General features: G+C 68.1%; 26 protein-coding genes. 6 read left to right on the top strand and 20 right to left on the bottom strand.

The features are described 5' to 3' along the window. The first annotated feature begins 83 nt into the window (after nucleotides 1-83). Both ACQPW1_RS45240 and ACQPW1_RS45245 read left to right on the top strand, forming a co-directional pair. Nucleotides 84-869 (top strand): hypothetical protein, encoded by a 786-nt coding sequence (locus tag ACQPW1_RS45240; RefSeq protein ID WP_433659827.1) that lies wholly within the window; start codon nucleotides 84-86, stop codon nucleotides 867-869. Nucleotides 870-899: 30 nt separating this feature from the next. Next, nucleotides 900-1,982, top strand: a complete 1,083-nt coding sequence (locus ACQPW1_RS45245; RefSeq protein WP_433659829.1) for a tetratricopeptide repeat protein — start codon at nucleotides 900-902, stop codon at nucleotides 1,980-1,982. Between the two features lie 39 nt (nucleotides 1,983-2,021). Here ACQPW1_RS45245 and ACQPW1_RS45250 read toward each other — a convergent pair whose 3' ends face one another. Beyond that, complete coding sequence (locus ACQPW1_RS45250; protein ID WP_433659831.1) at nucleotides 2,022-2,405, bottom strand: hypothetical protein; 384 nt, start codon at nucleotides 2,403-2,405, stop codon at nucleotides 2,022-2,024. Between the two features lie 351 nt (nucleotides 2,406-2,756). On the opposite strand from ACQPW1_RS45250, the gene ACQPW1_RS45255 reads away from it, so the two are divergent. Continuing rightward, entirely contained in the window at nucleotides 2,757-3,029 is a 273-nt protein-coding gene (locus ACQPW1_RS45255; RefSeq protein ID WP_433659832.1) for a hypothetical protein, read from the top strand. Nucleotides 3,030-3,099: 70 nt separating this feature from the next. On the opposite strand, the gene ACQPW1_RS45260 is transcribed toward ACQPW1_RS45255, so the two are convergent. The 6 genes from ACQPW1_RS45260 to ACQPW1_RS45285 form a co-directional block, all read right to left on the bottom strand. Continuing rightward, entirely contained in the window at nucleotides 3,100-3,342 is a 243-nt protein-coding gene (locus ACQPW1_RS45260) for a hypothetical protein (RefSeq protein ID WP_433659833.1), read from the bottom strand. Nucleotides 3,343-3,552: 210 nt separating this feature from the next. Next, a complete protein-coding gene (locus tag ACQPW1_RS45265; RefSeq protein ID WP_433659835.1) occupies nucleotides 3,553-5,118 on the bottom strand; it encodes a uroporphyrinogen-III synthase in 1,566 nt (521 codons plus the stop codon). After that, nucleotides 5,115-6,209 (bottom strand): hydroxymethylbilane synthase, encoded by a 1,095-nt coding sequence (hemC, locus tag ACQPW1_RS45270; RefSeq protein WP_433659836.1) that lies wholly within the window; start codon nucleotides 6,207-6,209, stop codon nucleotides 5,115-5,117. The genes ACQPW1_RS45265 and hemC overlap by 4 nt, the downstream gene beginning before the upstream one ends. Next, on the bottom strand, nucleotides 6,206-7,645 hold the full coding sequence (locus ACQPW1_RS45275) for a glutamyl-tRNA reductase (protein ID WP_433659838.1): 1,440 nt from the start codon (nucleotides 7,643-7,645) through the stop codon (nucleotides 6,206-6,208). The genes hemC and ACQPW1_RS45275 overlap by 4 nt, the downstream gene beginning before the upstream one ends. A gap of 73 nt (nucleotides 7,646-7,718) precedes the next feature. Further along, nucleotides 7,719-8,576, bottom strand: coding sequence for a redox-sensing transcriptional repressor Rex (locus ACQPW1_RS45280; RefSeq protein ID WP_433659839.1), 858 nt, complete (start codon nucleotides 8,574-8,576; stop codon nucleotides 7,719-7,721). Nucleotides 8,577-8,827: 251 nt separating this feature from the next. Next, nucleotides 8,828-9,088 carry a glutaredoxin family protein gene (locus ACQPW1_RS45285; protein ID WP_433659841.1) on the bottom strand — a complete coding sequence of 87 codons (261 nt, stop codon included), beginning with the start codon at nucleotides 9,086-9,088 and terminating at the stop codon, nucleotides 8,828-8,830. A gap of 186 nt (nucleotides 9,089-9,274) precedes the next feature. On the opposite strand from ACQPW1_RS45285, the gene ACQPW1_RS45290 reads away from it, so the two are divergent. Beyond that, the gene (locus ACQPW1_RS45290; protein WP_433665525.1) at nucleotides 9,275-10,228 is read left to right on the top strand and encodes an HAD family hydrolase; all 954 of its coding nucleotides are present in this window, start codon (nucleotides 9,275-9,277) and stop codon (nucleotides 10,226-10,228) included. A gap of 143 nt (nucleotides 10,229-10,371) precedes the next feature. Here the strand turns inward: ACQPW1_RS45290 and ACQPW1_RS45295 are convergent, their stop codons facing one another. The 9 genes from ACQPW1_RS45295 to ACQPW1_RS45335 form a co-directional block, all read right to left on the bottom strand. Next, nucleotides 10,372-11,397, bottom strand: coding sequence for a lysophospholipid acyltransferase family protein (locus ACQPW1_RS45295; RefSeq protein WP_433659843.1), 1,026 nt, complete (start codon nucleotides 11,395-11,397; stop codon nucleotides 10,372-10,374). Then, nucleotides 11,394-12,428 (bottom strand): NAD-dependent epimerase/dehydratase family protein, encoded by a 1,035-nt coding sequence (locus tag ACQPW1_RS45300; protein ID WP_433665526.1) that lies wholly within the window; start codon nucleotides 12,426-12,428, stop codon nucleotides 11,394-11,396. The genes ACQPW1_RS45295 and ACQPW1_RS45300 overlap by 4 nt, the downstream gene beginning before the upstream one ends. 247 nt (nucleotides 12,429-12,675) lie before the next feature. Next, nucleotides 12,676-12,777 (bottom strand): 30S ribosomal protein bS22, encoded by a 102-nt coding sequence (locus ACQPW1_RS45305; protein WP_003402602.1) that lies wholly within the window; start codon nucleotides 12,775-12,777, stop codon nucleotides 12,676-12,678. Nucleotides 12,778-13,039: 262 nt separating this feature from the next. Then, nucleotides 13,040-13,324 carry a helix-turn-helix domain-containing protein gene (locus ACQPW1_RS45310; protein ID WP_370465384.1) on the bottom strand — a complete coding sequence of 95 codons (285 nt, stop codon included), beginning with the start codon at nucleotides 13,322-13,324 and terminating at the stop codon, nucleotides 13,040-13,042. A gap of 247 nt (nucleotides 13,325-13,571) precedes the next feature. Next, nucleotides 13,572-14,432 (bottom strand): pyrroline-5-carboxylate reductase, encoded by an 861-nt coding sequence (gene proC, locus ACQPW1_RS45315; protein WP_433659845.1) that lies wholly within the window; start codon nucleotides 14,430-14,432, stop codon nucleotides 13,572-13,574. A 177-nt stretch (nucleotides 14,433-14,609) separates the two neighbouring features. Then, complete coding sequence (locus ACQPW1_RS45320; protein ID WP_433659847.1) at nucleotides 14,610-15,491, bottom strand: thioesterase family protein; 882 nt, start codon at nucleotides 15,489-15,491, stop codon at nucleotides 14,610-14,612. 277 nt (nucleotides 15,492-15,768) lie between these two features. Continuing rightward, nucleotides 15,769-16,635 carry a sugar phosphate isomerase/epimerase family protein gene (locus ACQPW1_RS45325; protein ID WP_433665527.1) on the bottom strand — a complete coding sequence of 289 codons (867 nt, stop codon included), beginning with the start codon at nucleotides 16,633-16,635 and terminating at the stop codon, nucleotides 15,769-15,771. 128 nt (nucleotides 16,636-16,763) lie between these two features. Beyond that, a complete protein-coding gene (locus ACQPW1_RS45330) occupies nucleotides 16,764-18,335 on the bottom strand; it encodes a hypothetical protein (RefSeq protein WP_433659849.1) in 1,572 nt (523 codons plus the stop codon). 141 nt (nucleotides 18,336-18,476) lie between these two features. Continuing rightward, complete coding sequence (locus tag ACQPW1_RS45335) at nucleotides 18,477-19,511, bottom strand: hypothetical protein (RefSeq protein WP_433659851.1); 1,035 nt, start codon at nucleotides 19,509-19,511, stop codon at nucleotides 18,477-18,479. Nucleotides 19,512-19,654: 143 nt separating this feature from the next. On the opposite strand from ACQPW1_RS45335, the gene ACQPW1_RS45340 reads away from it, so the two are divergent. After that, the gene (locus tag ACQPW1_RS45340) at nucleotides 19,655-20,452 is read left to right on the top strand and encodes a hypothetical protein (RefSeq protein ID WP_433659853.1); all 798 of its coding nucleotides are present in this window, start codon (nucleotides 19,655-19,657) and stop codon (nucleotides 20,450-20,452) included. Nucleotides 20,453-20,531: 79 nt separating this feature from the next. Beyond that, nucleotides 20,532-20,864, top strand: a complete 333-nt coding sequence (locus tag ACQPW1_RS45345; RefSeq protein ID WP_433659855.1) for a hypothetical protein — start codon at nucleotides 20,532-20,534, stop codon at nucleotides 20,862-20,864. 158 nt (nucleotides 20,865-21,022) lie between these two features. Here ACQPW1_RS45345 and ACQPW1_RS45350 read toward each other — a convergent pair whose 3' ends face one another. From ACQPW1_RS45350 to ACQPW1_RS45365, 4 genes are all read right to left on the bottom strand, one after another. After that, the gene (locus ACQPW1_RS45350; protein WP_433659857.1) at nucleotides 21,023-21,712 is read right to left on the bottom strand and encodes a response regulator; all 690 of its coding nucleotides are present in this window, start codon (nucleotides 21,710-21,712) and stop codon (nucleotides 21,023-21,025) included. Further along, the gene (locus ACQPW1_RS45355) at nucleotides 21,709-22,944 is read right to left on the bottom strand and encodes a sensor histidine kinase (RefSeq protein ID WP_135233643.1); all 1,236 of its coding nucleotides are present in this window, start codon (nucleotides 22,942-22,944) and stop codon (nucleotides 21,709-21,711) included. Before ACQPW1_RS45355 ends, ACQPW1_RS45350 begins: the two co-directional genes overlap by 4 nt. Before the next feature lie 114 nt (nucleotides 22,945-23,058). Then, the gene (locus ACQPW1_RS45360; protein ID WP_433665528.1) at nucleotides 23,059-23,451 is read right to left on the bottom strand and encodes a winged helix-turn-helix transcriptional regulator; all 393 of its coding nucleotides are present in this window, start codon (nucleotides 23,449-23,451) and stop codon (nucleotides 23,059-23,061) included. Nucleotides 23,452-23,548: 97 nt separating this feature from the next. Beyond that, on the bottom strand, nucleotides 23,549-25,579 hold the full coding sequence (locus ACQPW1_RS45365) for a CocE/NonD family hydrolase (protein WP_433659859.1): 2,031 nt from the start codon (nucleotides 25,577-25,579) through the stop codon (nucleotides 23,549-23,551). Nucleotides 25,580-25,683 lie beyond the last annotated feature (104 nt).

Genomic DNA, 25,683 nt, shown 5'->3' on the forward strand with positions numbered 1-25,683 from the left:
AGTAACGGTGTGTGAAATCACACCTGTCGCGCAGGCCGATGGCGCATACTCCGACAGGAGGGCGAGACCCCCTGGGGGACAGCATGACCGAACCGCACACCGAAATCTCGCTGGCCCGAGCCGCCGACTTCGAGTCGTGGGTCGCGGTATTACTTTCGGACTGGTGGCCCGTGCTCACCGGTGGACTCACACCACCGGAGACGACACTGCGGGCGTGGCGCGCCGCCGACGGCAGCGGACAGATCTTCCGCGTCGAGTTCATCGCGCGGCAGCTGGCCGAGCCCGAGCTGATGACGGTGGCGCGGCGCGCCTTCGACGATCTCGGCATGGCACCGGACGAGCGCGAGATGACGCAGAGCCTCGGCAGGCACCTGGTCGGCCATACCGAGGACGCCACCGTGCAGCTGCGCTTCTCGGATACCGCGCACACCATCTTCTTGCGGCTGCAGAGCAGGCCGTGCCAGGTCGCGGTGGCCGCCGGGCGGCAACTGAGCGCGCTGCCCGACGCGACACTGCCGTTCCCGAATACCGCGACGGGCCCGCTGGATATCCGGGTCGCGCGCAACAGCGCCCGGCATCTGCTCACTCAGCACAGCGAGCGCTTCGCCATTCCGGCCGACCCGTTCCAGCTCGGACCGCAGGGACACGTGTCCGATGTGGGCTGGGCGTTCGTCTTTCCCTGGTCCACCACGTCCTGGTACGCCGACGGCACCTCGCCCGTGTTGGCACCGGGCACCAAGGGGCCGATCGTGGTCGTGAAGGACACTGGAGACACCTGGTTGCTCGACAGCCTGAGCAGCTACGAATCCCAACTCGCCGGTTACGCGGACACCCACGGCTACCGGCACGGCACGCACGACACGGCCTGAGAGGTCTGCGATGACCACGAGTGATGCCCCATGACACAGCCTGCTTCGGGCGCCCGTCGGCTGGGCGACGGGCGACTGTTGATTCCGTGGCAGGGCAAGCAGCCGGACGGCACCATCGCCAACGGAATGGTCGAGATCGGACCGGACGACGACCGGTTCGCCGAGTGGAGTGAATCCATCGCCAGCCAGGAGCGCGGCGAGCTACCCGATGACGATCATCCGGTGGACCCGTTCGGCCTGCAGCTGTTCCACGACCCGCGCCCCGATCCCGCACCGACCGCGCACGAGCGCAGGCTCGACACGCTGCGGGCCATCGCCGAGCGCGGCGATCTCGGCGCGATGGAGCAGCTCGCGCACCTGTTGCGCGACACGAACGAGCTGACCGAAACCGAGCACTGGTTCCGCAAGGCCGCCGAGCGCGGCAGCGCGACCGCGATGGCCGACCTCGGCCTGCTGCTCGGCACGCACGGCCGGATCGCCGAGGCGGTCCGCTGGCTGGAGTCGGCGATCGCCGCGGGCTGCGCGGGCGCGGACCTGCAACTCGGCCTGCTGCATCTGGAGCGCGGCAAGATCGACGAGGCCGAGCGGTGGCTGCGGCCCGCGGCCGAGGCCGGGTCGCCGGAAGCGTTGTGCAACATGGGCGTTGTGGCCAATCGACGCGGCAGCAACGACGAGGCCGAGGAGTGGTACGAACGCGCGGCCGTTGCCGGAAACCCAACGGCCATGCGAACTTTGGGTCTCTACGTGGCCCGGCGCGGCGATATCGACCGGGCCGTCGCGCTACTCACCGAGGCGGTCCGCCGCGGCCGCACCGACGCCATGGCGATCCTCGGCTCGCTGCACCTCGATCACGGCGACACCGCGGCGGGCGAGCACTGGCTGCGCCGCGGCGCGGAGGCGGGCGATCCCGATTCGATGTTCCATCTGGCGCTGTTCCTCCGCGAACAAGACGTCTACCCGTTCACCGGCGACCTGTCCGAACCCGGCGTGCTGCGCGCCGCCGCGGCGATCGCCACCGGCCGCACCCCGGCCCAGCAGGAAGCCAGGCACCTGCTGGAACGCGCCGCCGCACTCGGCCATCCGCAGTCGCTGAAACTGCTGCACGACATCTGAGATCGCAACCGCAAACCACAGCGGCTCAGCATGTTTCGTTCAGCAGGTGAAGTACTTCCGCAGCTGGGCCGGCACGCCGTCGGCTGAGGCCTTGGCCCAGCAGACGTTATGAGGGAACTGGACGTAGGTGGTCCAGCGGTTGGCGGCTCGGCGGATGATGCGCTGACTGTCGCCGGGCACGTCCCAGACGATGACCGCCCACTTGCCGTCACACTCCCTGACCGTGGCCTTGGCGTCGTGGAGATACTCGCTGAGGTTGTCGAGTTCGCCCACGATCGGCTGGGCGGCACACGGGTCGGCCGGGCGGGCCACCGCGGTGCTGGTGCCCCGCGGCGTATTACCGGGCGGCGGTTGGTCTGCCGACGGCTTATTGGCGGGTGACCGGCTGCCGGGCGACGAGGTGACCGGCGAGGTCGGAGGCATCGTCGTCGTCTCGCTCGGCAACGGCGTCCGTGTCGGTCGTTCCTCGGTCCCACCCCCGCACGCCGACATCGTCAGCATGACCGCCGCAAGCACGCACGACCGTACAACCCGAAGTTTGACCATCCCCACCCTCTCGATCGAGCGATCAAAGCCGCTCTACCGCCAAAGCTTGGAGACACGATCACCGATTGTCAATCCGGCAAGACACCGGTCGTATCGCAACCGCTCAGTACAGCCGCGCCGCTTCATCGAACCCCTTGCGGCCAGCGGTTTTTGTCGGTGGTCTTCGGTATAATCGAAACAGTGTTCGAGGGGATTCGCCGAATCCCCGATCGCAACGGGAGGAAGCCTGTGCCCGCGACGAAGACCGTCCTCATCGATCGTCCCTACACACCGCTGGAGAAGCAGCGGCTGCCCGCGGGGCGCCCGCGGTCGTGGTATGTCCGCCACAATCGGAAACTCAAGGCGATGCGCTTGACCATCGCGCTGCTGGATTCGGGGGTGTACAACCCGAGTGCGGCGAACAACAAGCGCATCCGGCACACCGCGGAGGTGGTCGGCATTCACCCGCCGTCCGACCTCACCTGCACCATGGTGCGCACGCTGATGCGTAAGCGGTACTGAGGCACCGTCTTATGAAGTTGGGCCGACGGCGTCCGCATGCGGATGCCGTCGGCCCTGGTCGTAACTTGCGCTATACGGTGCAGATGCTGCCGGCCCCGCCGGACATCGTCTTGAGCAGGCAAACAAAACCGCGCGCGATCGCGGGCAAACCCTGCACCGAACCGGTCGAGCTACCCGACGACGCATCGATGTCGGCGAGTGCGGCGGTCGGCAACGCAGGTGCGGGCGCCGCGAATGCCGAAGCGCCGCCGGACAATACGATGACCAAGGAGGCGAACGTTGCCGCGCCGACGTGCACTATCGATCGTTTCATAGAACCCAACTCTCTCTTGTGATCGCGCTAACACGCCAGGACAAACTAGCCCCGACCACAAGAGATGAGATGCCCATAGTTCTACGGGCATGGCCATCGATCCGGCATGGAATCTGTTGCCGGACAACAGATATCAACTCCATCACGATACTATGAACGAAATGCACACTGCCCGTACCGAACTCGGTACGGGCAGTGTGTCGGAACGGATCAGCGGCTGCGGCGGCTCTTCTTACGCGGCGGCGGCAGCAGGCCCTCGGCCCGCAGCCGGGCCGCGTGTTCGGCGAGCGCCTCGACCAGCGGGCCGACCTGAGCGACCTCGGGCTGCACATCGACGCGCAGACCGAACTCGATGGCCGTCTCGGCGGTCTTCGGGCCGATGCACGCGACGATGGTGCGCGCGTGCGGCTTGCCCGCGATGCCGACCAGGTTGCGCACCGTGGAGGACGAGGTGAACAGGACCGCGTCGAAACCGCCGGTCTTGATCATCTCGCGGGTCTCCGCGGGCGGCGGCGAGGCGCGCACCGTGCGGTAGGCGGTGACATCGTCGATTTCCCAGCCGCGGTCGCGCAGGCCTTCGGCCAGCGTCTCGGTGGCAATGTCGGCGCGCGGCAACAGGACTCGGTTGACCGGGTCGAAAACGTCGTCGTAGGGCGGGAAGTCGGCGAGCAGGCCCTCGGAGGACTGTTCACCGCTGGGCACCAGCTCGGGGTTGATGCCGAACGAGCGGACCCGGTCCGCGGTGGCCTCACCGACGCAGGCGATCTTCACGCCGGAGAAAGCCCTTGCGTCCAAACCGAATTCGGCGAACTTCTCCCACACCGCGCGCACCGCGTTGGTGGAGGTGAACACCACCCACTGGTAGCGGCCGTCGACCAGACCCTTGACCGCGCGCTCCATCTGCGCGGGGCTGCGCGGCGGCTCGACCGCGATCGTCGGCACCTCCATCGGAATGGCGCCGTGCGTGACCAGTCGCTCGCTCATCTCGCCGGCCTGATCCTTGGTGCGCGGCACCAGCACGGTCCAGCCGTACAGCGCGCGCGACTCCCACCAGGACATCTTCGAACGCGACGCGACCACCTTGCCGATGGTCACCACCAGCGGACCGACCAGCTCGGAGGCGGCGCTGTTCAGCGTGGCCAGGGTGGCCTCGATGGTGCGCTGCTGCCGGGTGGTGCCGCGCACGGTCACCGCGACCGGGGTCTGCGGCGCCATGCCGTGTTCCACCAGGGCGCTTGCGGTTTCGGCCAGGTGGCCTGAAGTCGCGTGCAGCACCAGCGGTCCGGGGGCGGCGGCGAGCGCGGCCCAGTCGACCTCGCCGCGCACGTCGGCCTCGGTGTGCCCGGAGCCGAGCGCGATGCCCGCGTAGCTCGGCACGGCCGAGCCGTTGGGCAGGCCGGGCAGCACCTCGAACACCATGTGCGAGCGGGTGACCGCGTTGACCTCGGCGATCACCGAATCGGTCGTCAACGGGTCACCGGCGACGACACGGACCACGTCGTGGCCGTTGCGGGCCTCGGCGATCAGCGTCTTGGCCACCTCGGCGGGCTCGCCGAGGGCGGGGCGCACGTCCACCGCACGCTCACCGTCGGGGTTCGGCTCGACCGCGGTCCCGATCAGGGCGAGCACGCCCTTGTCGACATCGGGATCGGTGAACGCGAGTGTCGCGCGGCCGATCACCTCACGGGCGCGCACGGTGAGCAACGCCGGGTCGCCGGGACCTGATCCGACGAAAAGGATCCGACCTGGCTGCTTCTTAGTAGCTCGACCGCTCATTGGTTGTTCTCCATTGGGCTGGGTTGGGTGAAGTCTGTGGCGGGCGCATTCACCGCCTGTGTATTCGAACCGGATTCCGGTTCGGGGGCGCTGAGCCCTTGGGCGACGCTGGGTGGTTCGGCAACGCTGAGCAGCTCACGCGCACCCATGTCGAGTAACTCTCGGGCAAGCGCGCGGCCGAGCTCGTCCGCGTTCGCAGGCGAGCCGACCACCGACGCACGGATCACGTCGGAACCGTCGACCGCCGCCGCACAGCCGCGCAGCGAGAGCTCGTCGAAGATCCGCCCGTCCTCGTCGATGGACTCGACCACCTCGGCCAGCGCGCCGATCGGCGCGGTGCAGCCTGCTTCGAGTTCGGCGAGCAGCGCCCGCTCGGCGATGATCGACGCGCGAGTCGCGACATCGTCCAGCGCGGTGAGCACCTCGATGAGTTCGGTGTCGCCACTGCGGCATTCGACAGCCAATGCACCTTGGCCGGGCGCCGGAAGCATCTGCACCGGCTCCAAGGCCTCGGTCACCGCGTCGAGCCGGTCGATTCTGGCCAGGCCAGCTCTGGCGACCACGACCGCGTCGAGATCACCCTCACTGACCTTGCGCAGCCGGGTGTCCAGGTTGCCGCGCAGCGGCACGATGTCCAGGCCGAGGCCGAGCGCTCGCAGCTGCGAGGCCCGGCGCGGCGCGGAGGTGCCGACCCGGGAACCCGCGGGCAGTTCGCCGAGGACGAGGCCGTCGCGGGCCACGAGTGCGTCGCGCGGATCCTCGCGGGGCGGGATGGCGGCGATGGTGAAGCGCGGGTCCTGCGCGGTCGGCAGGTCCTTGTAGGAGTGCACCGCGATGTCGATGTTTCCGGCGGCCAGCTCGTCGCGCAGCGCGGAGGTGAACACGCCGACCCCGATCTGCTGCACCGGCTCGGACGAGAGATCACCGGCGGTCTTGACGACGACCAGCTCGGCCTCGTGTCCCGCGGCGACCAGCGCGTCGCGGATGGTGCCCGACTGGGTGAGCGCGAGCAAGCTGCCGCGGGTGCCGATCCGCCACGGCGCGCCGATGCTGCCTGCCGTCACGTTGTCCTCTTCCTGCACGAGTGTCATGCCGGTTGCCCCTGTTCGTCGCCGCGATGACTCGCGGTGAAGTCGTCGGCAAGGGCGATGTCGGCGTCGGTGAGCACCAGGCCCGCGTGGTCGCCGATCGCGGAGATCTCCATCGGGGTGGCAACCGCCTGCGCCGCACCCGGTTTCAGCTCGAACAGCTCGCGCAGCGCCTCGGCGTAGCTGTCGCCGCCCGGGGTGGAGGCTAGCTGCTTGACCCGCACCGTCGGCGCGTGCAGCAGCTTGTCGACCACCCGGCGCACCGTGCGGGCCACCTCGTCGCGCTCCGGATCGGCCAGGCTGGGCAGCCGCGAATCCAGCCGCAGCAGTTCGGCTTCGACCACCTCGGCGGCGCGCTGGCGCAGCGCGGCCACGGTCGGGGTGACCTCGGCCATCCGCTGGCCGGTCAGGTATTTGGCGAGCTCGTCGGCGACGATCGCGCGGGCGGCGGCGGTGTCGTCGGCGGCCGCGCCTGCTGCGGGATCGCGCTGCAACGTCTCGATGTCGATGACCGTCACGCCGGGCAGTCCGGCGACGGCGTGCTCGACGTCGCGGGGCAGGCCGAGGTCGCAGAACACCAACGGCCGTTCGGTGGTGGCGAATTCGGTGCCGCGCTCGCGCTCGGTCAGCGCCCGGTGGGTGTCGGCCAGCGTCACCACGTTGCCGACCGCGCCGGTACACGTGATCACCACGTCGGCGACGGCCATCGCCTCGGTGAGCCGGGAAAGTTCCATCGCCTCGGCGGCCACCCCGTAGGTGCCCGCGGTCTCGGCGAGCCGCGCGGCCCGCGCGATGGTGCGGTTCACCACGATGATCCGGCCGATGCCCGCGCGCGAAAGATGCGCCACGGCAAGGCTGCCCATCGCACCGGCACCGACCACCACGGCGGTGCGTCCGCCGAGTGAACCGACCACGTGCTGCGCCCGATCCAGCGCGACCGACACAACCGACGCTCCGGCACGGTCGATTCCGGTTTCCGAGTGCACCCGCTTGCCGACCCGCAGCGCGTGCTGGGCCAGCTCGTGCAGGGTCCGCCCGACTGCCTGCTGCGCGTCGGCGGAGGCGTAGGCGCCGCGGATCTGGCTGAGCACCTGCTGCTCGCCGATCACCATCGAGTCCAGCCCGCTGGCCACCGCGAACAGGTGCTCGGCGGCGGCCTCGCTGTAGCGGACGTAGGCGTGCTTGGTCAGGTCGGGCAGCGGCAGCCCGGAGTGCTTGGTGAGCAGGTCGCCGACCTCGGCGAGGCCGCCGTGGAAGGCATCGACTACGGCGTAGACCTCGACGCGATTGCAGGTGGAGACGATCATCGCCTCGGACACGTGGCTCGAGGTGAGCATCCGGTCGATCAGCTTGGGACGGTCGGCGTCGGCGATGGCCACCTTCTCCAATACCGAGACGGGCGCACTCCGGTGCGAAATCCCGACCAAAAGAACACTCATGCCTGCGCCTCGCTGACGCTCGGCTCCGGCACGCGCGTTGCACGCTGTGACATGATTCGCTCGCTGCGCTCACTCATGGTGAAACCACCGATCCCTTACTGCTTGGCTCCGTTGCCGTGTGCGAGGACGCCGTATGCGCGGCTGCCGAATGCTTGAGGGCCTGATGTACGGCCGAGGTATGTGCGGTGGGCGCGCGATGGCTGATCCGGCTGGACCGCGCCACCTCGGGAGCGGCCTTGGCCACCGGCTCGGATGCGTTGTCCGCGTTGCGCACTCGCTCGAACGAGAGCATTTGCAGCTCGACCGCGAGATCGACCCGGCGCAGCTCGACCGTGGTCGGCGCGATCAGTTCGCAGGGCGCGAAGCTCAGAATGGATTGCAGCCCGGCCGCGACCAACCGGTCGCAGGCGTCCTGGGCCGCGTCGTCGGGCACGGTGATAACCGCGATGGTCGGCTCGAGCGCGGCGACCGCCTCGGCCAGCCCGGCGACATCGCACACCACCAACCCGGCGACCGAAAGGCCGATCACCTCGGGATGGTTGTCGAAGATGCCGACCACGGTGAAGCCACGCCGCTGGAACCCGCCGTAGCCGACCAGGGCCCGGCCGAGATTCCCGGCGCCGACGAGCACCACGCGGTGTCCCTGCGACAGGCCGAGCACATCCTCGATCCTTGTCCTCAGCCTGGCTACGTCATAGCCGACACCCCGTACGCCATTGGGTCCGAGGAAGGAAAGGTCCTTGCGCAACTTCGCCGAATTGACACCCGCCGCGACAGCGAGTTCCTCACTCGATACGATGGCAACACCCTCGTCGGCCAACGTGGCGAGGACCCGGAGATAGGTCGCCAGACGCGCGACGGTGGCCTGCGGGATGTCCTTCTGCAGAGCCCTGCCGGAGACGCCGCCCGGCGCCTCATGCTGCTCTGTCACGTCGTCGGCTCCTCGTTCCGGCCCGATCGGGTTCCGGTTCGTCGCTGGACCTCTGGCCCGGGACGGTCCGGTGCCATGGTCGAAGTGTCGGAATGCTGGGTGTCTTTACGCGGTGGGCCCGCAGCCTCGGCAAGCGGGTCCGCGTGCCACCACCGTAACTGCTTGTGCAGCCCTTCACAAAGTCGGTGAAATTGGCCTCATTTTCCGCCGCGACCAGCGCTGCGGCGGAAACGGACAGTCATCGCTACCGCTCAGCGGCTCAGGTCGGCCCGCAATCGGGCCTCGTCTACGTCGAAATAGCTGTGCTCACGACCATTGAGCAGCACTACCGGCAAACGGTCACCGAACTCCGCCCGCAGGCCGGGATCGGTGGCGGCGGCCTCGTCGACATCCAGTGTCGCGGGCTCGAGGCCGAAGTCGGCGCAGATCACTCGCAGCTGGTCCAGCGCGGTTGCGCACATGCCGCAGCCGGATCTGGTCAACAGGGTCACCGAATGTGTGGGATTGGTCATGGCGGATATTAAATCCCCTCGCCACGCCCGAATCGGTCTGCCAGGTACTGCGATGACTGTCGGTCGGCCCGGTTACTGTGGACGTGGTTCGCGCGACGGGCGGAGGTATCGGTGCCGGAACGATCGAAGGTGGCAAGGGCCGGATTCATCGCGGGACGATTCGGCGAGTTTCCGGCACGGTGGAATCTGGGCGCGATCGGTGAGGGCCTGCAGGATCAACTGGCCCGCATCCCGCGCAGCCCCTTCGGCCCCAGCGAGGAAGAGCTGCGGGCCAATCTCGCGGGCGAGGCCAGCGCGGACGCCGCATTGTCGTTGCACGACGCGGAATTGGCGCTCGCGGAGCCGGATACGACCGGGCCCGAGGTGCCGCGCGATCTGACCGCGGCGGCGTTCTTCGACGTGGACAACACCATGGTGCAGGGCGCGTCGATCGTGCACTTCGCCCGAGGTCTGGCCGCGCGCAAGTACTTCAAGACCTCCGACCTGGTCGACGTGGCCTGGAAGCAGGTCAAGTTCCGGGTTACCGGGCGGGAGAACAGCTCCGACATGGTCAGCGGCAAGGAGAAGGCGCTGGCGTTCATCGCCGGGCGCCCCACCGCCGAGCTGGCCGAACTAGGCGAGGAGATCTACGACGAGATCATCGCCGACAAGATCTGGCCGGGCACAAGGGCTCTCGCGCAGATGCACCTGGACGCGGGCCAGCAGGTCTGGCTGGTCACCGCGACGCCGGTCGAGCTGGCCCAGGTGATCGCCAAGCGGCTCGGGCTCACCGGCGCGCTCGGCACGGTGGCCGAGAGCGTGGACGGCAAGTTCACCGGACGGCTGGTCGGCGACATCCTGCACGGGCTCGGCAAGGCGCACGCGGTGCGCACGCTGGCGATCCGAGAAGGGTTGAACCTCAAGCGCTGTACCGCGTATTCGGACAGTCACAACGACGTGCCGATGCTGTCGCTGGTCGGCACCGCGGTCGCGATCAACCCGGATTCGGACCTGCGCGAGGTGGCGAAGAACCGGGGCTGGGAGATCCGGGACTTCCGCACCGGGCGCAAGGCCGCGAAGATCGGCGTGCCGACGGCGTTGGCGCTCGGCGCCGCGGGCGGCGCGGTGGCCGCTGCGGTGACCCGTCGCCGGGATCACTGAGCCCGCGGCACCCGTCGATCCGGCGAACGCCGGAAACCAGTGCGGCCGAGGGGTTTACCGACTGGTGCCCGGCGCTCGCCGGGACGACGGGTTGGCTGCGGCAGGTGTCGGGGTACTCCGTTCGCTGAAGTCCTACGGACGGGTCAGCCCGTAAAAGGGTTGCGGCGCTTGGTGAGCAGCTTGTAGAGCGTCGACTGGATGGTCTCGCGAACCTGGTCGGTGACCTCGAACATGGTCATCGGGTCGTCGGCCGCCTCCGGCTCGTAGCCGGTGGTCGGGATCGGGGTACCGAATTCGATGTACCACTTCGACGGCAGCGGCAGCGCGCCGAGCGGGCCGAGCAGCGGGAACAGCGGCGTCACCGGGAAGTACGGCAGGCCGAGCAGCCGGGCCAGGGGTTGCAGGTCGGCCAGCTTCGGGTAGATCTCCTCGGAACCGACGATGGAGCACGGGATGATCGGCACGCCGGTGCGCACCGCCGCGGCCACGAAACCGCCGCGGCCGAACCGCTGCAGCTTGTAGCGGTCGGCGAACTGCTTGCCGACCCCCTTGAAGCCCTCCGGGAAGACGCCGGTGAGTTCGCCGGAGCGCAGCAATCGTTCGGCGTCCTCGCGGCAGGCCAGGGTGTGGCCCGCCTTGCGAGCCAGCGCACCGAGCAGCGGGGTTTCGAAGATCAGGTCGGCGGCCAGCAGCCGAAGCGCCCGCTGTTTCGGGTGCTCGTCGTGCACGGCCAGCTGCAACATCAGCCCGTCCAGCGGAATGGTGCCCGCGTGGTTGGCCACGATCAGCGCGCCACCCACCTCGGGAATGTTCTCTATTCCGCTGACCTGCACCCGGAACCACAGCTCCGACATCGGCCGCAGCGCGGGCAGGATGACCGACTCGAGCAGGTGCTCGTCGAAACCGAACTCGTCCACCTGGTAGTCGCCGGTGATCCGGCGACGGGCGAAGTCGGCGGTCTTGCCGATCTGCTTGCCGAGCGCGCCGCGCACCAGGTCCGACAGTGACTGCGACGCAGCGGGTTCGGTGGCGGCCAATCGCTCGGTCAGCGAGGTCACCTGACTGGGCGCTTCGCCCTGCGCATGCTCCGGCCAGCGCCGGCCGGTCGGCCGCGGGCGCGCCTCGTCTTGCATGTCGTGGAGTTGGATGACTTTCGCTACGTCGCTCATTGCTGTGCTCCCGTACCGGCCCCGAGCAGGCCGAGCAGTTTGTTTTCTGCGGCATCGATCCACGCGGGATCGATTACGGGCCGCAACGCTGCGCCCCCGATGAAGTCGTCGAAGGCCTGCATCGTCGTCCAGCGCGGTACGAACCCGAGTTCGGCCCGCATCCGGGTGGTGTCCAGGCCACAACCGAAATGGAAGTAGTCGAGCTGTTCGCCGGAGAATTCGCGCATGACCGGGCCCATCAGCACCCGGCCCGCCGTCCGGAACAACGCGAACGGCACCGGCAGTTCGAGGCGGCCCGCTCGCCGCACCGCCTGCGACAGGGCGAGCGCGCCGTCACCGGCGATGTTGTAGGTGCCCGCGCGGGCGGTCAGCGCGGCGTGCGCCAGCGCCGCGACCGCGTCCTCCTCGTGTAGTAGCTGCAGCCGCGCGTCGCGGCCGAACACCGTCGGCGTGATCGGCGAGCGAAGGTATTGCACGCCACGGCTGGCCAACCGCGGTCCGACGATCGGTGCGAAACGCAAAATGGCCGTGGCGATATCCGGGCGCCGCCGCGCGAGTCCGCGCAGGAAACCTTCGATGTCGATCATGTCGCGCGCGAACTCACCACGTGGCGGGGTGCGCGCACTCATTTCCTCGGTGAATTTCGCGGGGTCCTTCGCGCTGCATCCGTACACCGCCGACGACGATCGCACGACGACGCTGCGTACCGTCGGCGCCTTCTGGCAGACCGCGAACAACTGCATCGCGCCGAGCACGTTGAGGTCCTTCATCACCGCGCGCCCGGCCCCGGCCGGCGGCCTGGCCAGCACCGCGGCGTGCACCACGGTATCCACCGCGCCACCATCGATCACCTTACGGATCAACGGATTTCGAATGTCGGCGCGCACGAATTCGGCACGGCCCATGCGCCGCTGCAACTCTCGGCTCGGGGTCATCGTGTCGACGGCGATGATGCGGTCGATGTCGGGGTCCTGGGCGAGACGCGCGACCACGTTGCCGCCGAAGAAGCGACTTGCCCCGGTCACCAACACGACTTTCGGCGTGCGTCCGTCTCGAGCGTCAGAACCCACCGGCACCGCATCCCACCTTGGCAAGCCCCCAATTGATTTATTCCCCGGTTCCTAGGGTAGCCGCTGCGTTCACGGGTTCCGTTGGTATTTACCAGGTTCTAACGATGACTTCAGTCACCTGAAACACGCCGTGGTTTTAAAATTCGGTATTTCAAACAAAAAGGCCCGCCATCTCACGATGACGGGCCTCCGAGCTAACGCGCAGCGCTTACTTGCCGAGTTTGCGCCGCTGCACACGTGTGCGGCGAAGCAGCTTGCGGTGCTTCTTCTTCGACATGCGCTTGCGGCGCTTCTTGATCACAGAACCCATAGGGTTGTTCCTCGCGTTCTCTCTACTCGGCGCGCACGCTACACACGTACGCCAACTGACCGGTCGTTCGGCAAGCCTCACGTCCAGTGTCCGCGCCGCCGGGTACCACCGGACACCACAAGTGATGCCACCGGCGGGCGAACACGAACCGAGGGTCCATCGTACCGGCACGCCCGGCTAGCTTCGAAACCGCCTGATCCAACGCCGCCGGACCAGATCCGTCGGCGTCCCGCGCTCGGTGGAGCGCGGATGGATCAGGCGTTCATCCGGCGTCGAAGTAGGACGTCTCCAGATAGTCGTGCACCGCCTTGGCGTGCACCCGGAACGAACGACCCACCCGCACCGCGGGCAACTCACCGGAATGCACTAGCCGGTACACCGTCATCTTGGACACTCGCATCAGGCTCGCCACCTCGGCGACCGTGAGGAACTGAGTGCCGCCGAGCATGGGTTGACCCTGCGACCCGGAACCACCTTGCGTCCGGGAACCAGCCCGGGCGCCTGAGGGACCTGAGCCACTCGAACTTCCTGAGCTACTTGCAGACATCTTGTTAGACATCATTGCACCATTGACCTCCGGCACGCCCGCGCCGCCGGCTTCCCCACCGGCGGAACAGACACGCACGTGCTGCTTGAAGCTTAGCGGGACCAGTGGTGTTACTGCGACGGGAGTGAGAAATCGGCTTTTCCCATTGGGAACCGACCGGTTGCGTGCTTCCGAACGAGGGGTGTCCAGGAGGCGCATCGCCGCCCCCGATCGACGGATACCGGTGTCGGCCGCCCGGGCCGAGCGGTCACGTCGCGCTGCCGACTCCGGCGCCCTCGCTCGTGCCACCTTGTTCGGCGGAGCGCTTCTTCGCGGCGTGCAGGGCCTCCAGGAAGGCCGAACGGACCCCGCCACGCTCGAGCTCGCGCACCGCCGCGGCCGTGGTGCCCGCCGGTGAGGTGACCGCGGCGCGCAGCTCCGCCGCGCTCTGATCGGACTCGACGAGCAAGGCCGCGGAGCCGACCATCGTCTGCACCACCAGCTCGGTGGCCACCTCGCGGGTCAGCCCGAGGCCGACGCCCGCGTCCACCATGGCCTCGACGATCAGGAAGAAGTAGGCGGGCCCGGAGCCGGAGACCGCGGTGACCGCGTCCATCTGCCCCTCCGCGACGGTCACCACCTTGCCGACCGCGCCGAGCACCTCGGTCACCAGCTCGAGCTGCGGCGGCCGCGCGTGCCTGCCCGGTGCGATGACGCTCATGCCCTGACCGACCAGCATCGGGGTATTCGGCATCACCCGCACCACCGGGAAACCGGCGGGCAACTTCGCCTCCAGTCGCGCAGTCGGCACACCGGCGGCCAGCGAAACCAGGATCTGGTCGCGATCGTTGCCGACGCTCGCGTTGTCGCTGAGCGCGGCCTTGCCCAGCGCGGTCATCACCGCGTCCACGTCAGCGGGCTTGACCGCGACGACCAAGAGATCCGCGCCGACCGCGGCATCGGCCACCGAATCGGTCACGCGCACGCCGAACCGCTCGGCGATCTGCGCGCCGCGCTCCGGAAAGGTCTCGACGACAACCAGGTCCTTCGCCAGCCGCCCCGACTCGAGCAGGCCCGCAATCAACGCCTCCCCAATGCGTCCGCCACCGATAACCGCAATTCTCGTCATGGAGGAAAAGCCTAGGCTGTCCCGCCTCTCCGAGGACTTCGGCCGTACTAGTCGAGTGCCACGTGAGCTTCGTGCCGGTCCTGCGTCGAGTGCCACGCATGTTTTTGCGTACCCGGCGAGTTACCCATGTGCTCACGAAATCAGTTATCGCGTTTACGAGCGAGGGAAGGTCAGTCATCAACCCTGAGGGATCAATGCCAGCTGACGGCTCTGGGCGACGACCGCACCGGTCGAGTCCAGTACGAGCTGGTCCTCGTCGAACATGCGGGCGCCGACCTCATGGGTGGTCGCGATGATGCGCAGCCAGCCGGGGGCTGGCTTGCGGCGCAGGTAGGTGGCCATCTGGACGGTGGGGGCCCAGCCGAAGTGGCCGAGGTTGAACGGGACCGGCGGGCTCATGTCCGCACCCATCATCGCGAAGAACATCGCGACCTCCGGGTCCTGCTGGTCGGCGGCGCGCGGGCGCATCCACAGGCGCAGGCGCGGCTCGGCCGTTTCGCCGTCGAGGAAGCGGCCCCACTCGCGATCCAGGTAGAGCTCGGCGGACTGGCCGACGTGCACGACCCGGCCCATCGGCGAGCCCGGCTCGTAGCCGACCGCGTCGGCGGGTGGTTCGACGGGCATGTCGTCGTACTCGCGGGCGAACCGCGGCTCGGCGTCGTCGAGGTGGCCGAAGGTCAGCGCGGTGCGCACCAGCGTGCGGCCGTTCTGGATCAGGTTCGCGTCGGCCAGGCAGATCTGGCGGCCAATCTTGCGGATGTGCACCTCGTATTCGACGTCGCCGGGATCGGGCGCGCCGAGGAAGTCGGAGCTGGCGGCGATCGGCGCGAAGCCGGCCAGGGCCGGGTCGGCGGCGCGCAGCCACTTCAGGCCGGCCGCCGCGCTGGTCGCGACCATGGTGCCGCCGTGCACCTTCTTGCCGATCGTCCAGGTCTTGCCGATGTGGCCCAGGTAGCGACCGGTGTCGGGGGTGGTCGCGGGCAGCTCGGTCAGCGCGAGCACCCGGCTGAACGGGGCATCAGTCTCGGTGACCTGTGCTAGGTCCAGCTCCGTCGTCATCGTCACTCCTGTCGTCCACCGGCCGCGCGTCGGCGATCAGGGTGGCTGGTACGCGGCGTTCGTACAGCGTAGAACGAAGCGGCGCGAAGGGCGCATTCCCATCGGTCGGGAGTACGCGATATGCATCACACCGGTTCACCACGGCCGCGGGCCGCATTGGCGCCGCTGCGACTCGGCGACAGATCGTGCGTGTCCGCAAACTAATTGCGGTCGATAGCTTTTCGCGTTCAGCGAGGTGCCGGGCTATCAATATGCTTGTGACACAGAAACTTTCGCGTCAGGCGTGATGAGCCGAGGTCGGCGCCGGTGCGGTTTGGCCGTTGAGGTGCAGCCGGGCGAACGCGAGAGTGCGGTGCAGCATGGCCGCGCGATCCTGAGTCGTCCGCGCGTTCTGGGTATTGATCTCGGCGACCGCCTGACCGGCAAAACCATTGCGGACCAAGGTGTCACACACTTCGACGCACGGCTGGGTGCCTTCACCAGGCACGAGATGCTCGTCGTGCGCGGCGCCGCGGCCATCGGCCAGATGCAGGTGGGCCAGGCCCTGACCCATCCGGGCGGCCAGCGCCAACGGGTCCGCGCCCGCGGTCGCGGTGTGCGACAGGTCGAGGGTGTAGTGCTCGAAGCCGGTGTCGGTCGGGTCATAGGACGGGCTGAACGCGGTGAGCCCGATGCCGGGTCCGCCGCGGCGCTCGAGCCGCTTCACCGCGCGTTCACCGCGCCCGAACAGGGTGTCGGCCCGCATCGGGAACATGTTTTCCACCGCGACGACAACGTGGCTGTGTTCCTCCAGCTCGGCCACCTGGTCGGCGAAGTTCTCGGCATAGCGGCGCTGCCAGCGGAACGGCGGATGCACGACGACGGTGCGGGCGCCGAGTGCCTCGGCGGTGCGCACGCTGCGCTCGAGCTTGGCGACCGGATCCGAGCCCCACACGCGCTGCGAGATGAGCAGGCACGGCGCGTGGATGGCGATCACCGGCACGTCGTACTTGCGGGCGTAACCCTGCACGGTGGCGATGCTCTGACTGGCCGGTTCGGCCCAGACCATCAATTCGATGCCGTCGTAACCGAGTTCGGCCGCGTACCGGAACGCCGCCTCGGTGTTCTGCGGATACACCGACGCCGTGGAGAGCCCGACCAGGATCTGCCGCCGATCCGGCGCACCGTCGGACTCGTCGGGTGAGCCGGCGGCGGGCCGTACCTCCGCGTCGGGGGCATGACGCACCCTGGTCTCGTCCGCCTGTCCGGTTTTCCCCACAGCCGCTCCCTGCCTCAGTTCGTACTGAGAAGAAAGGCTAGCGGTCCCAGCGTGACGAAGACGCCTACGACGACCGCGATCACAGTGCTGAGCACGTCGTCGGTCCGGCGCAGAATCCGCACCAGAGCCACCAGTCCGAGGATCACGATCATCGCCAGGGCCAGCGCCACCCAGGGGAGCATCTCCCACATCCGCTCGAAACCCTTGAACAGCAACATGCCGACGACGGCCGCGCCGGTGCTCTGCCCGCCGAGGATCATCCACTGGCGGCGGTTGGCGTCGTATTCGGCCTTCTTGGCCGCCCGGGCCGAGCGGCGCGGCGATACCGCGCGGTCGGACTCCTCGTCCTCGTCGAAGTCATCGAGTTCGTCATGCTCGTCGTCCAGGTCGACGGGCTCGAAGAAATCGGTCTTGCCGTCGTACATCTCGAGCTCGTCGACCGGGTCGCGTTTCGCGCGTCCGCGCTTGCCCCGGCCGCCCGCGCGGTCCGCCGCACGTTCGGCATCGGCGCGTTCGGCCCGCTCGACACCGTCCCGGAGCAGATCGCCCGCCACTGTCTGGCCGGAGACGAGCTGCTGGTCCTGGCTGGCCAGCGACCACGCGGCGGTGGAGATGCCCTCGGCTTCGGGTGGCGCGGCATTGCGTTGCGGCGCATCAGGTTTGCGTCTTCGTGCCGACCAGGCGGGCAGGGCGCCCTCGGCGGCGCCGTTGCGCTGCGGGGATCTCGGCGGCGGTTCGGGCGTCGGCGACCATGGCGCCGCGGCTCTGGATTCCGGTAGCGGAGCGGGTTCGGCGTCGTAGTCCGTGGCGGATGGCGACCACGCCGCGGTCGACGGTGCGTTCTCTTCCGCTTCGGCCTCGGCCGCGCGGCGCCGGGCGGCTCGGCCGCCGGTGATTCCGTTGCGGCCCGATCCATTGCGATCCGGCGGCGCGGCGCTCGCTCCCCCGCGACCGACATCACGGAGCGGGCGTACCTCGGTGGTGTCGTCGTCGTGCTCGTCGTGCCTGCGGCGTCGTCCGGAACGTGGCAGCGGGGCCTCGTCGGGCACCGGATCGCTCGCGTACGGATTGGGCGAGGGAGCGTAGGGATTCGGCGACGGCGCGTACGGGTTGGGCGACGGGGCGTACAGGTCAGCCATCGGCGTCCGCGCCGAGAGCGGATCGGCGGGCGGGCTGTAGCGCGAGTCCGGCATCTCCCGGCCCGGCATCACCCGGTTCGATCGGCCGGGCAACGGATCGGCCTGCGGCTCGGGCTGGGCGTACTGGGCTAGCGGGTCGTACATCGAGATCGGGCCGGACATCGGCGAATACGCCGCGGGGTCCGGCGCGGGTGGCGCGTATGAGACAGGTTCCGGTGCGGGCGGTTCGTAGGCCGGTGGTTCGTAGGCCGGCTCGTCCGGCGCGTCGTCGGGTGCGGCGTGTGACGACTGACCGCTGCCGATGGCGGGCATGTCACCGGTCAGTTCGGCCACCGAGATGCCGCGGCCACCGCGGCGGCGTCGGCCAGCGCCCGCGGACGACCCGCCCTGCTGGCCGTTTCGGGCCAGTAGCTCGGCGACCGACAGCTGTTTGGAGTCGTCGCTCATAACCGCACCTCACCGGCGCTTTCTCGGGTCACGCGCAAAATACGCGACGACTCGTTTCGCTCACTCATGACTCCGCCTCGCTAGCGCTCGGCTCCGTCACGCGCGAAGCACGCTGTGACACGATTCGTTCGCTTCGCTCACTCATGACGACACCGTTCCTATCGGCCTCGGTAGCGCGGCAGCGTCGCCGGGCAGCTGGCGGCCGCTATTGGCCGCCGGGCCCGGCAGTGGTGTCGCTCGAGGTCCGCCGTTCATGTCGGTATCCAGTTTGCGCAGGATCAGTCCTTCTCGCAGCGCCCAGGGACAAATCTCCAGGGATTCCAGCGATAGTGCCCGCATACTCGCCTCCGCGACCAATGCGCCAGCCACCAATTGCTGTGACCGATCGGAACTTACGCCTTCCAATTCTGCCCGGTCGGCCGCCGTCATCCGCGAGATGAACGCAATCAGTTGGCGCAGACCTGAGCTGGTGAGTGTACGACGCACCCGCGGGCCCGCCGCCGAGGGTGCCGCTCCGGTCAGCCTGGCCAGCGAGCGGAAGGTCTTCGAGGTGCCGACGGCCAGATCGGGTTTACCCATATCGAGCAGCTGTTTCGACGGCAGCGCGAGCTCCGCGTCGAGCCAGTCGCGCAGCACGTTGACGCGGCGCTTGCCCGGCGGATCCTCCTTCAGCCACTCTCTGGTCAACCGTCCGGCACCGAGTTGCAGCGACAGCGCGAGATCGGGTTCCTCGTCACCACCGCTTGTCATCTCCAGCGAGCCGCCGCCGATGTCCAGATTGAGGATGCGGCCCGCGCTCCAGCCGAACCAGCGGCGCACCGCGAGGAAGGTCAGCCGCGCCTCGTCGACCCCGGAGAGCACCTGCAGCGCGACGCCGGTCTGCGCGCGAACACGCGCGAGCACATCCTCGGAATTGGTCGCCTCGCGCAGCGCGGAGGTGGCGAACGGCATCAGCTCGACGCACTTGGAAGTCTCGGCGATGCTGGCGAATTCGGCGACGGTGGCGATCAGCCGCTGCGCACCCGCCTCGGTGATCCGGCCCTCGTCATCGATGTTTTCCGACAGCCGTAAAGTGGCCTTGGTCGAGCTCATCGGCATGGGGTGACCACCCCGATGCGCGTCCACCACCAGCAGGTGGACGGTATTGCTTCCGACATCGAGTACCCCAAGCCGCACATGAACACGGTACTGGGTGATCCGGTCCTATAGGTTAAGCGACTGAACTGTTAGCGTTCCGAGGTGTGACGGTAGGCGCATCAAACAGCGGCCAGACCCGGCCCCGACCAGCGGGGAAGATCGATCCGAGTCCCGAGGTCGATATGGATTTCCCCCGCGAGTGGATCGAGTTCGTCGATCCAGCAAACGACGAGCATCTAATCGTCGCCGATCTGACCTGGCTACTGTCCAGCTGGACGTGCGTCTTCGGCACTCCGGCATGCCAGGGCATCATCGCCGAACGGCCCGATGACGGCTGCTGCTCGCACGGCGCGTTCCTCTCCGACAAGGACGATCGCAAGCGGCTACAGAGTGCTGTGAAAATGCTCACACCCGAGGACTGGCAGCTCATGGGTGAGGCGCAGGACGCGACCGGCAAGGTCGTCAAGAAGGGTTACCTCGAGCTCGACGAGCTGGAGGACGAGCCCGCACTGCGCACCCGCCGCTTCGACGGTGCCTGCATCTTCCTCAACCGGCCCGGCTTCGCGGGCGGCGTGGGCTGTTCGCTGCACAGCATGGCGCTGCGCCGCGGCATCGAGCCGCTGGAGGTGAAGCCGGACGTGTGCTGGCAGTTGCCGATCCGGCGCACCCAGGAGTGGGTGGACCGGCCCGACGGCGTACAGATCCTGCGCACCACGGTCACCGAGTACGACCGGCGCGGCTGGGGTCCCGGCGGCGAGGACCTGGACTGGTACTGCTCCGGCTCGCCGGACGCCCACGTCGGCACGCGTCCGGTGTGGCAGTCCTACGGCCCGGAACTGAAGGAACTGCTCGGCGCGCCCGCCTACGACGAACTCGCCAGGCACTGCAAGCGTCGGCAAGGGCTCGGGCTCATCGCGATTCACCCGGCGACGGTGCACGCGGACCGGATGCGCGACAGCGCCGACAGCGCGACCGCGTGAGGCCCTCGGAATGCGAGCTTGCACCCCGTTCACCTGGAAGGCATGCGATCTTCACCCGTTTGCGGTTTGATGTGCGGTCATGTCCAAGAAAGTTTTGACCCTGGCCGCCGTCGCACTCGGCGCCGCACTCTGTCTTCCCGCTGTCGCCAACGCCGAACCGAACGGTGACCCGGCCAAGTACGCCGATTTCACCGCGGACTTCATGCCCGCCAACACCCCCGACGCCGTGAACGCCTCGGCGGCGGGCAAGAACCTGATCATGAGCCCGTACGGCACCTCGCGCACCATCGCGTGCCGCGGCACCAGTGCGGCCGACGTGTACGACTGCATGCAGGAAGACGACCTGGGCTGGATCTCGTTGCGCAAGATGGACGTTCCCGGTGTGGGCCCGACGTGGACCTACCTGCCCTAAATACGCAGACAGCAAACTACGGCCGAGGACATCGCAGCGTCCTCGGCCGTAGTCTTGTCATAGGGCCGTGCCGTTACCCGACAACGGAATTCGTGAACGCAAGCAGCACTCGACTGCCGACCAGGTCGGCAGTCGTGAACGCGCTGAAGGCTTTTAGCTCACGCCTCTAGTTTGTAGCCCAGCCCGCGGACCGTGACCAGATGTTCCGGCTTGGCCGGATCCGCCTCGATCTTCGAGCGCAGCCGCTTCACGTGCACGTCAAGGGTTTTGGTGTCACCGACGTAGTCGGCGCCCCAGACGCGATCGATCAGCTGCCCGCGGGTGAGCACCCGGCCGGAGTTGCGCAGCAGGTATTCGAGCAGGTCGAATTCCTTGAGCGGCAACGTAACCGCCGTGCCGTTCACCAGGACGGTGTGGCGGTCCACGTCCATCCGGACGGGGCCCGCTTCCAGCACGCCGCTCTCGTTGGTGCCGTCCAACTCGTCGCCCGCGCCGCGGCGCAGCACGGCCCGAATGCGCGCGATCAGCTCGCGCGCCGAGTATGGCTTCGTCACGTAGTCGTCGGCGCCGAGCTCCAGCCCGACCACCTTGTCGATCTCGCTGTCCCTTGCCGTCACCATGATCACCGGCACGCCGCTGCGGGTGCGCAACTGCTTGCACACGTCCGTGCCGCTCATGCCTGGCAGCATGAGATCTAGCAGCACGATGTCCGCACCGGACCGATCGAACTCGGCGAGCGCGGATGGCCCGTCACCGACAACGGTGACTTCGAAACCCTCCTTGCGCAGCAGGAACGCGAGCGGATCGGCCAGCGACTCCTCATCCTCGACGATCAACACACTCGTCATCTGCGTGCCTCCACACCATTGGGTCGGCCCGGCCCCGAGGGGCGCGGGCTTGTTTCTCTCATGCTCACCGTCGGGCCTGCGGAATCCTCTTCTCCGTCGGCCTCGTGGTGGGCAGGTATTCGCAGGGTGAACGTCGAACCGGTGCCCAACTTGCTCCACAGGGTGATCTCACCGTTGTGGTTGGCTGCCACGTGCTTGACGATAGCCAGGCCGAGGCCGGTACCGCCGGTGGCGCGCGAGCGGGCCTTATCCGATCGGAAGAAGCGTTCGAACACCCGCTCTTGGTCTTCCTTCGCGATGCCGATGCCTCGATCGGTCACGGCCATCGCGACATGGTCGCCACGTAATGACCGGCTGACCGACACATGGGAGCCGGCCGGTGAGTACGCTATCGCGTTCTCCACCAGATTTGATAGGGCTGTGACCAGCAACGTTTCGTCGCCGAGCACTTCGAGCCCGCTTGGTCGGTCGGTACTGACGGTGATTCCGGCGGCCTCGGCGGCGGTGCGCGAGCGGTCCACCGCCTGCATCACGACGGTATCTACGTCGACTACCTCGAGCTCGGGCAGCTTCTCCGCGCCCTGCAGCCGGGACAGCGCAATGAGTTCCGTCACCATTTTGCCGAGGCGCCGGGATTCGCCGAGTACCCGCTGTCCGAAATGTCGCACTGCCTCGGGATCTTCGGCGGATTCGAGCATCGCCTCGGCCAGCAGGCTCATCGCGCCGACCGGCGTTTTGAGCTCGTGGCTGACGTTGGCGACGAAGTCGCGCCGGGTGGCCTCCATCCGCGCCTGCTCGGAGTCGTCGTCGGCGAAGAGCACGGTGAAGTTGGTGTCCTCGCGGGATAGCTGGCGGGCAACGCCGCGCACGGCGATGCGGCCGCGGCCGGGCACCGGGTTCTTCGCGGTCAGGTCGAACTCGGCGGACTCGCCGGTGGCCAAGACCTTCTCCACCGCGGCCCAGGCGCGCTCGTCGAGCAGCCGGTTGCGGACCAGGCCGAGTTCCTCGGCGCGCGGGTTGACCAGCACCACGTCGCGGTATTCGTCGACCACCGCGATGCCGCTCTCGGAGGCGAGCACGATCAGGTCGAGCACCTGCGACATCGTCAGGCCGGAATCCGCCTGCCTGCGGGCCTGCTGCCTGGCGTTCATATAGGGGATAAGTAGCCCGCCGACTGCCAGCCCTACGACAGCCGCAAGGACTGCCAGTAGGACGGCTTGCGGAACACTCACACTTGAATCGTACGGTCGCGTAGGACGTATCCAACTCCGGGTACACGATGTTTCGTGCAGGTCATGGCCACTTCTGACGCTGTTAGCCCTACGTTTACGTGCCGTTCGGTATGTCTAAGCCACATCGTTGTGTGTGCTGGTCGAGGCAAGATTTCCGTCGTCTTCGGCGTCCGGGCCCGCCAACCCCTCGCCCACCGCGCGGCCGTGCTTGTCGACCCAGTCGCCGAACGCATAGATAGGAAGGAGCAGATCTCGGCCCGCCTCGGTCAGCTCGTATTCGACGCGCGGCGGTGCTTCGGCGTAGCGGCGCCGTTCGATCAGCGTCATCCGTTCCATCCGGCGCAGGGTCTGCGTCAGCATCTTCTGGCTGATCCCGCCGATGGCCGCGCGTAGATCGCCGGGGCGCATCGGTCCCTCGCGCAGCAGGTAGACGACGGCCGCTGGAGCGCCGGGCAGGACGCGCGAGCGGCCTTCCCGCCGGTGGCGGCCGCGTTCGCTGTCGTCGATCGATGAGAGAACCCGGCCTGAGCATGCACTATTCGCTCATACCCCGCGAATTCGAGCTTTGATGCGCGATAAGTGCACGCTCAGACCGGGTTACGGTTTACCAGCCCGGGTTCCCGCGTAGCGGGATATTCACGAAACTTGGCTGGTTCTGGTCGAGCAACAGGTGCTGCGGACGCAGGCCGCTGTCGACGAGCAGGGGCATCGGCGGCAGACCGCGCGGGAAGTTACCGGCGTAGACGTCGACCCGCAGCCGGTGGCCCGGTTGCAGCACCGCTTCGATCCCCGGCACCGAAATGTCCAGCGCTGTCGGCTCTCCCGGCACGGTGGGCAGCCTGGTGTCCAGCGAGAGGTCGGGCACCGGCTCGGTGTAGTCGCCGTTCGGCAGGCGGGTGCTCCGGCCCTCGTCGATGGCGCGCAACGAGGAGACCAACTGGCCCGAGGACAGCACCGACGACTGCCCGTCGGGGGCAACGTCATTCACCGTGACGGTCCAGTAGCCGTCGGTCGCGTCGTGAACTGTGTTGAGCCGGACCGCGATCGGACCCGAGATGCTGGTCGGCTCGGCGACCGGCGCGCTGGTGAACGTCAGCCCGCCGAGTTCCTGGATCCGCGAATCCTTGCTGCAACCGTCGATGATCGACGTCGCGCCCGCCGATTCCTGGGCCATGTCCCGCGAACACACCCCGGTCAGCCCGGGCCCGACGGTGAGTCGGTCGACGGTCGGGCTCGGCCCGCCGAACAGCGAACCGTCGTGCACGCTGGTCGCGGTCCCGCTCGGCGCGGCGGACAGGTACATCCGCCGATAGTCGACGCCGGGCTGCGGGAAGGACAGCGAGGTGATCCAGCCGCCGCCCTGCTGGCGCACCGTCACCGGGCCGTACTCGTCGATGCCGTTGTCGATTCCCTTGAGCCACTTGTCGAACCAGGCCCGCTGCAGCACGTCCATCCGCGGCGGCAGGCCGGGGCGGCCGGACTCGTTGCCATTGCTGATGTGGTAGCCGTCGCCGACGAAGAGCTGTTTCTGCCCGGGCGGCAACGGAATCTGCCGATACACGTCGGCCTGCGAGTTGACGAACACGTCGTGCCAGCCGCCGGTCACGAAGGTGGGCACGGTGATTCGGCTCGGGTCGGTCTCCCACGACTGCCGGAACGGACTGTCCGCCTGCAGCAGCGCCTGCACCTTGGGATCGAGCTGATCGATCTCCGGGGTGATCAGGACGTTCAGCAGGGCGTCGACGAAGGTGAACGGGTCGGCGAGCCGATCCGTCAGCCACTTCATGTCGAACTGCCCACGGGCCAGCGACGCGAGATCGGGCATCAGCTTGGCGCCGTTGACCGCGAGCAACCAGGCGGGCATGAAGGTCACGCCGATTGCCCCACCCGGTGCGACCAAGTCGCGGAACGGATTCCGGCTCGGCACCACCGGGAAGATCGCCTTCAGCGCGGGCGGGTTCTTGGCGGCGACTTGCAGTTGATTCAGTCCCGAGTACGAGACGCCGTTCATCCCGATGTTCCCGGTGGACCACGGCTGCCGCGCGGTCCAGTCGATCACCTCGACCGTGTCCTGCTGTTCCCGATAACGCAGCAGGTCCCAATCGCCTTGCGAGAAGCCGGTTCCCCGGACATCGACGACGACCTGGGTGTACCCGCTCTTGATCAGCTGCCGGTCCACGGTGAAGTTGCGCAGCAGACCACCGCCGAGCGCCCTGGTCAGATCGGTGATGCCGGAAAACGGCGTACCCGACAGGTCGATGTCGCGCGCCACCTGCAGCACCGCGTCCGACAACCACGGCACCGAGATCATGCTGTCGGCGATCATCGAGCCCAGCTTGGTGTAGGGCGTCATGTTGACGATGGTCGGCGTCGGCGCCGAAATCGGCTGTCCCGCCGCATCGGCCGGGTGATAGACGTTCCCCTTGAGCACGGTGCCGTCGCTCATGGTGATCGGCACGTCCCATTCGATGAAGACGTTCGGATACTGCTGCGGGCCGTCCTCGGTCGCGGCCCACGCCGCACCGGTCGGGCCGCCGTCCGGGCCGACCGGGGTCGCGGCGGCCGAGGGTGAAAGGAAGGGGGACAAGGCCACCGCCGCGACGAGCAATGCCGCGGTCCGGAGCGCATACCTCATTGGATCCACTCTCTTCGGGAACAGATGCTCTCTAACCGTAGGAAGGGAAGCAGAAGCTGTCCGCGATTCGCTGGAGAACAGCGCAAAGTCGTGCAGGTTCACAA

The organism is Nocardia sp. CA-128927 (assembly GCF_050955855.1).
Classification (GTDB): Bacteria; Actinomycetota; Actinomycetes; order Mycobacteriales; family Mycobacteriaceae; genus Nocardia.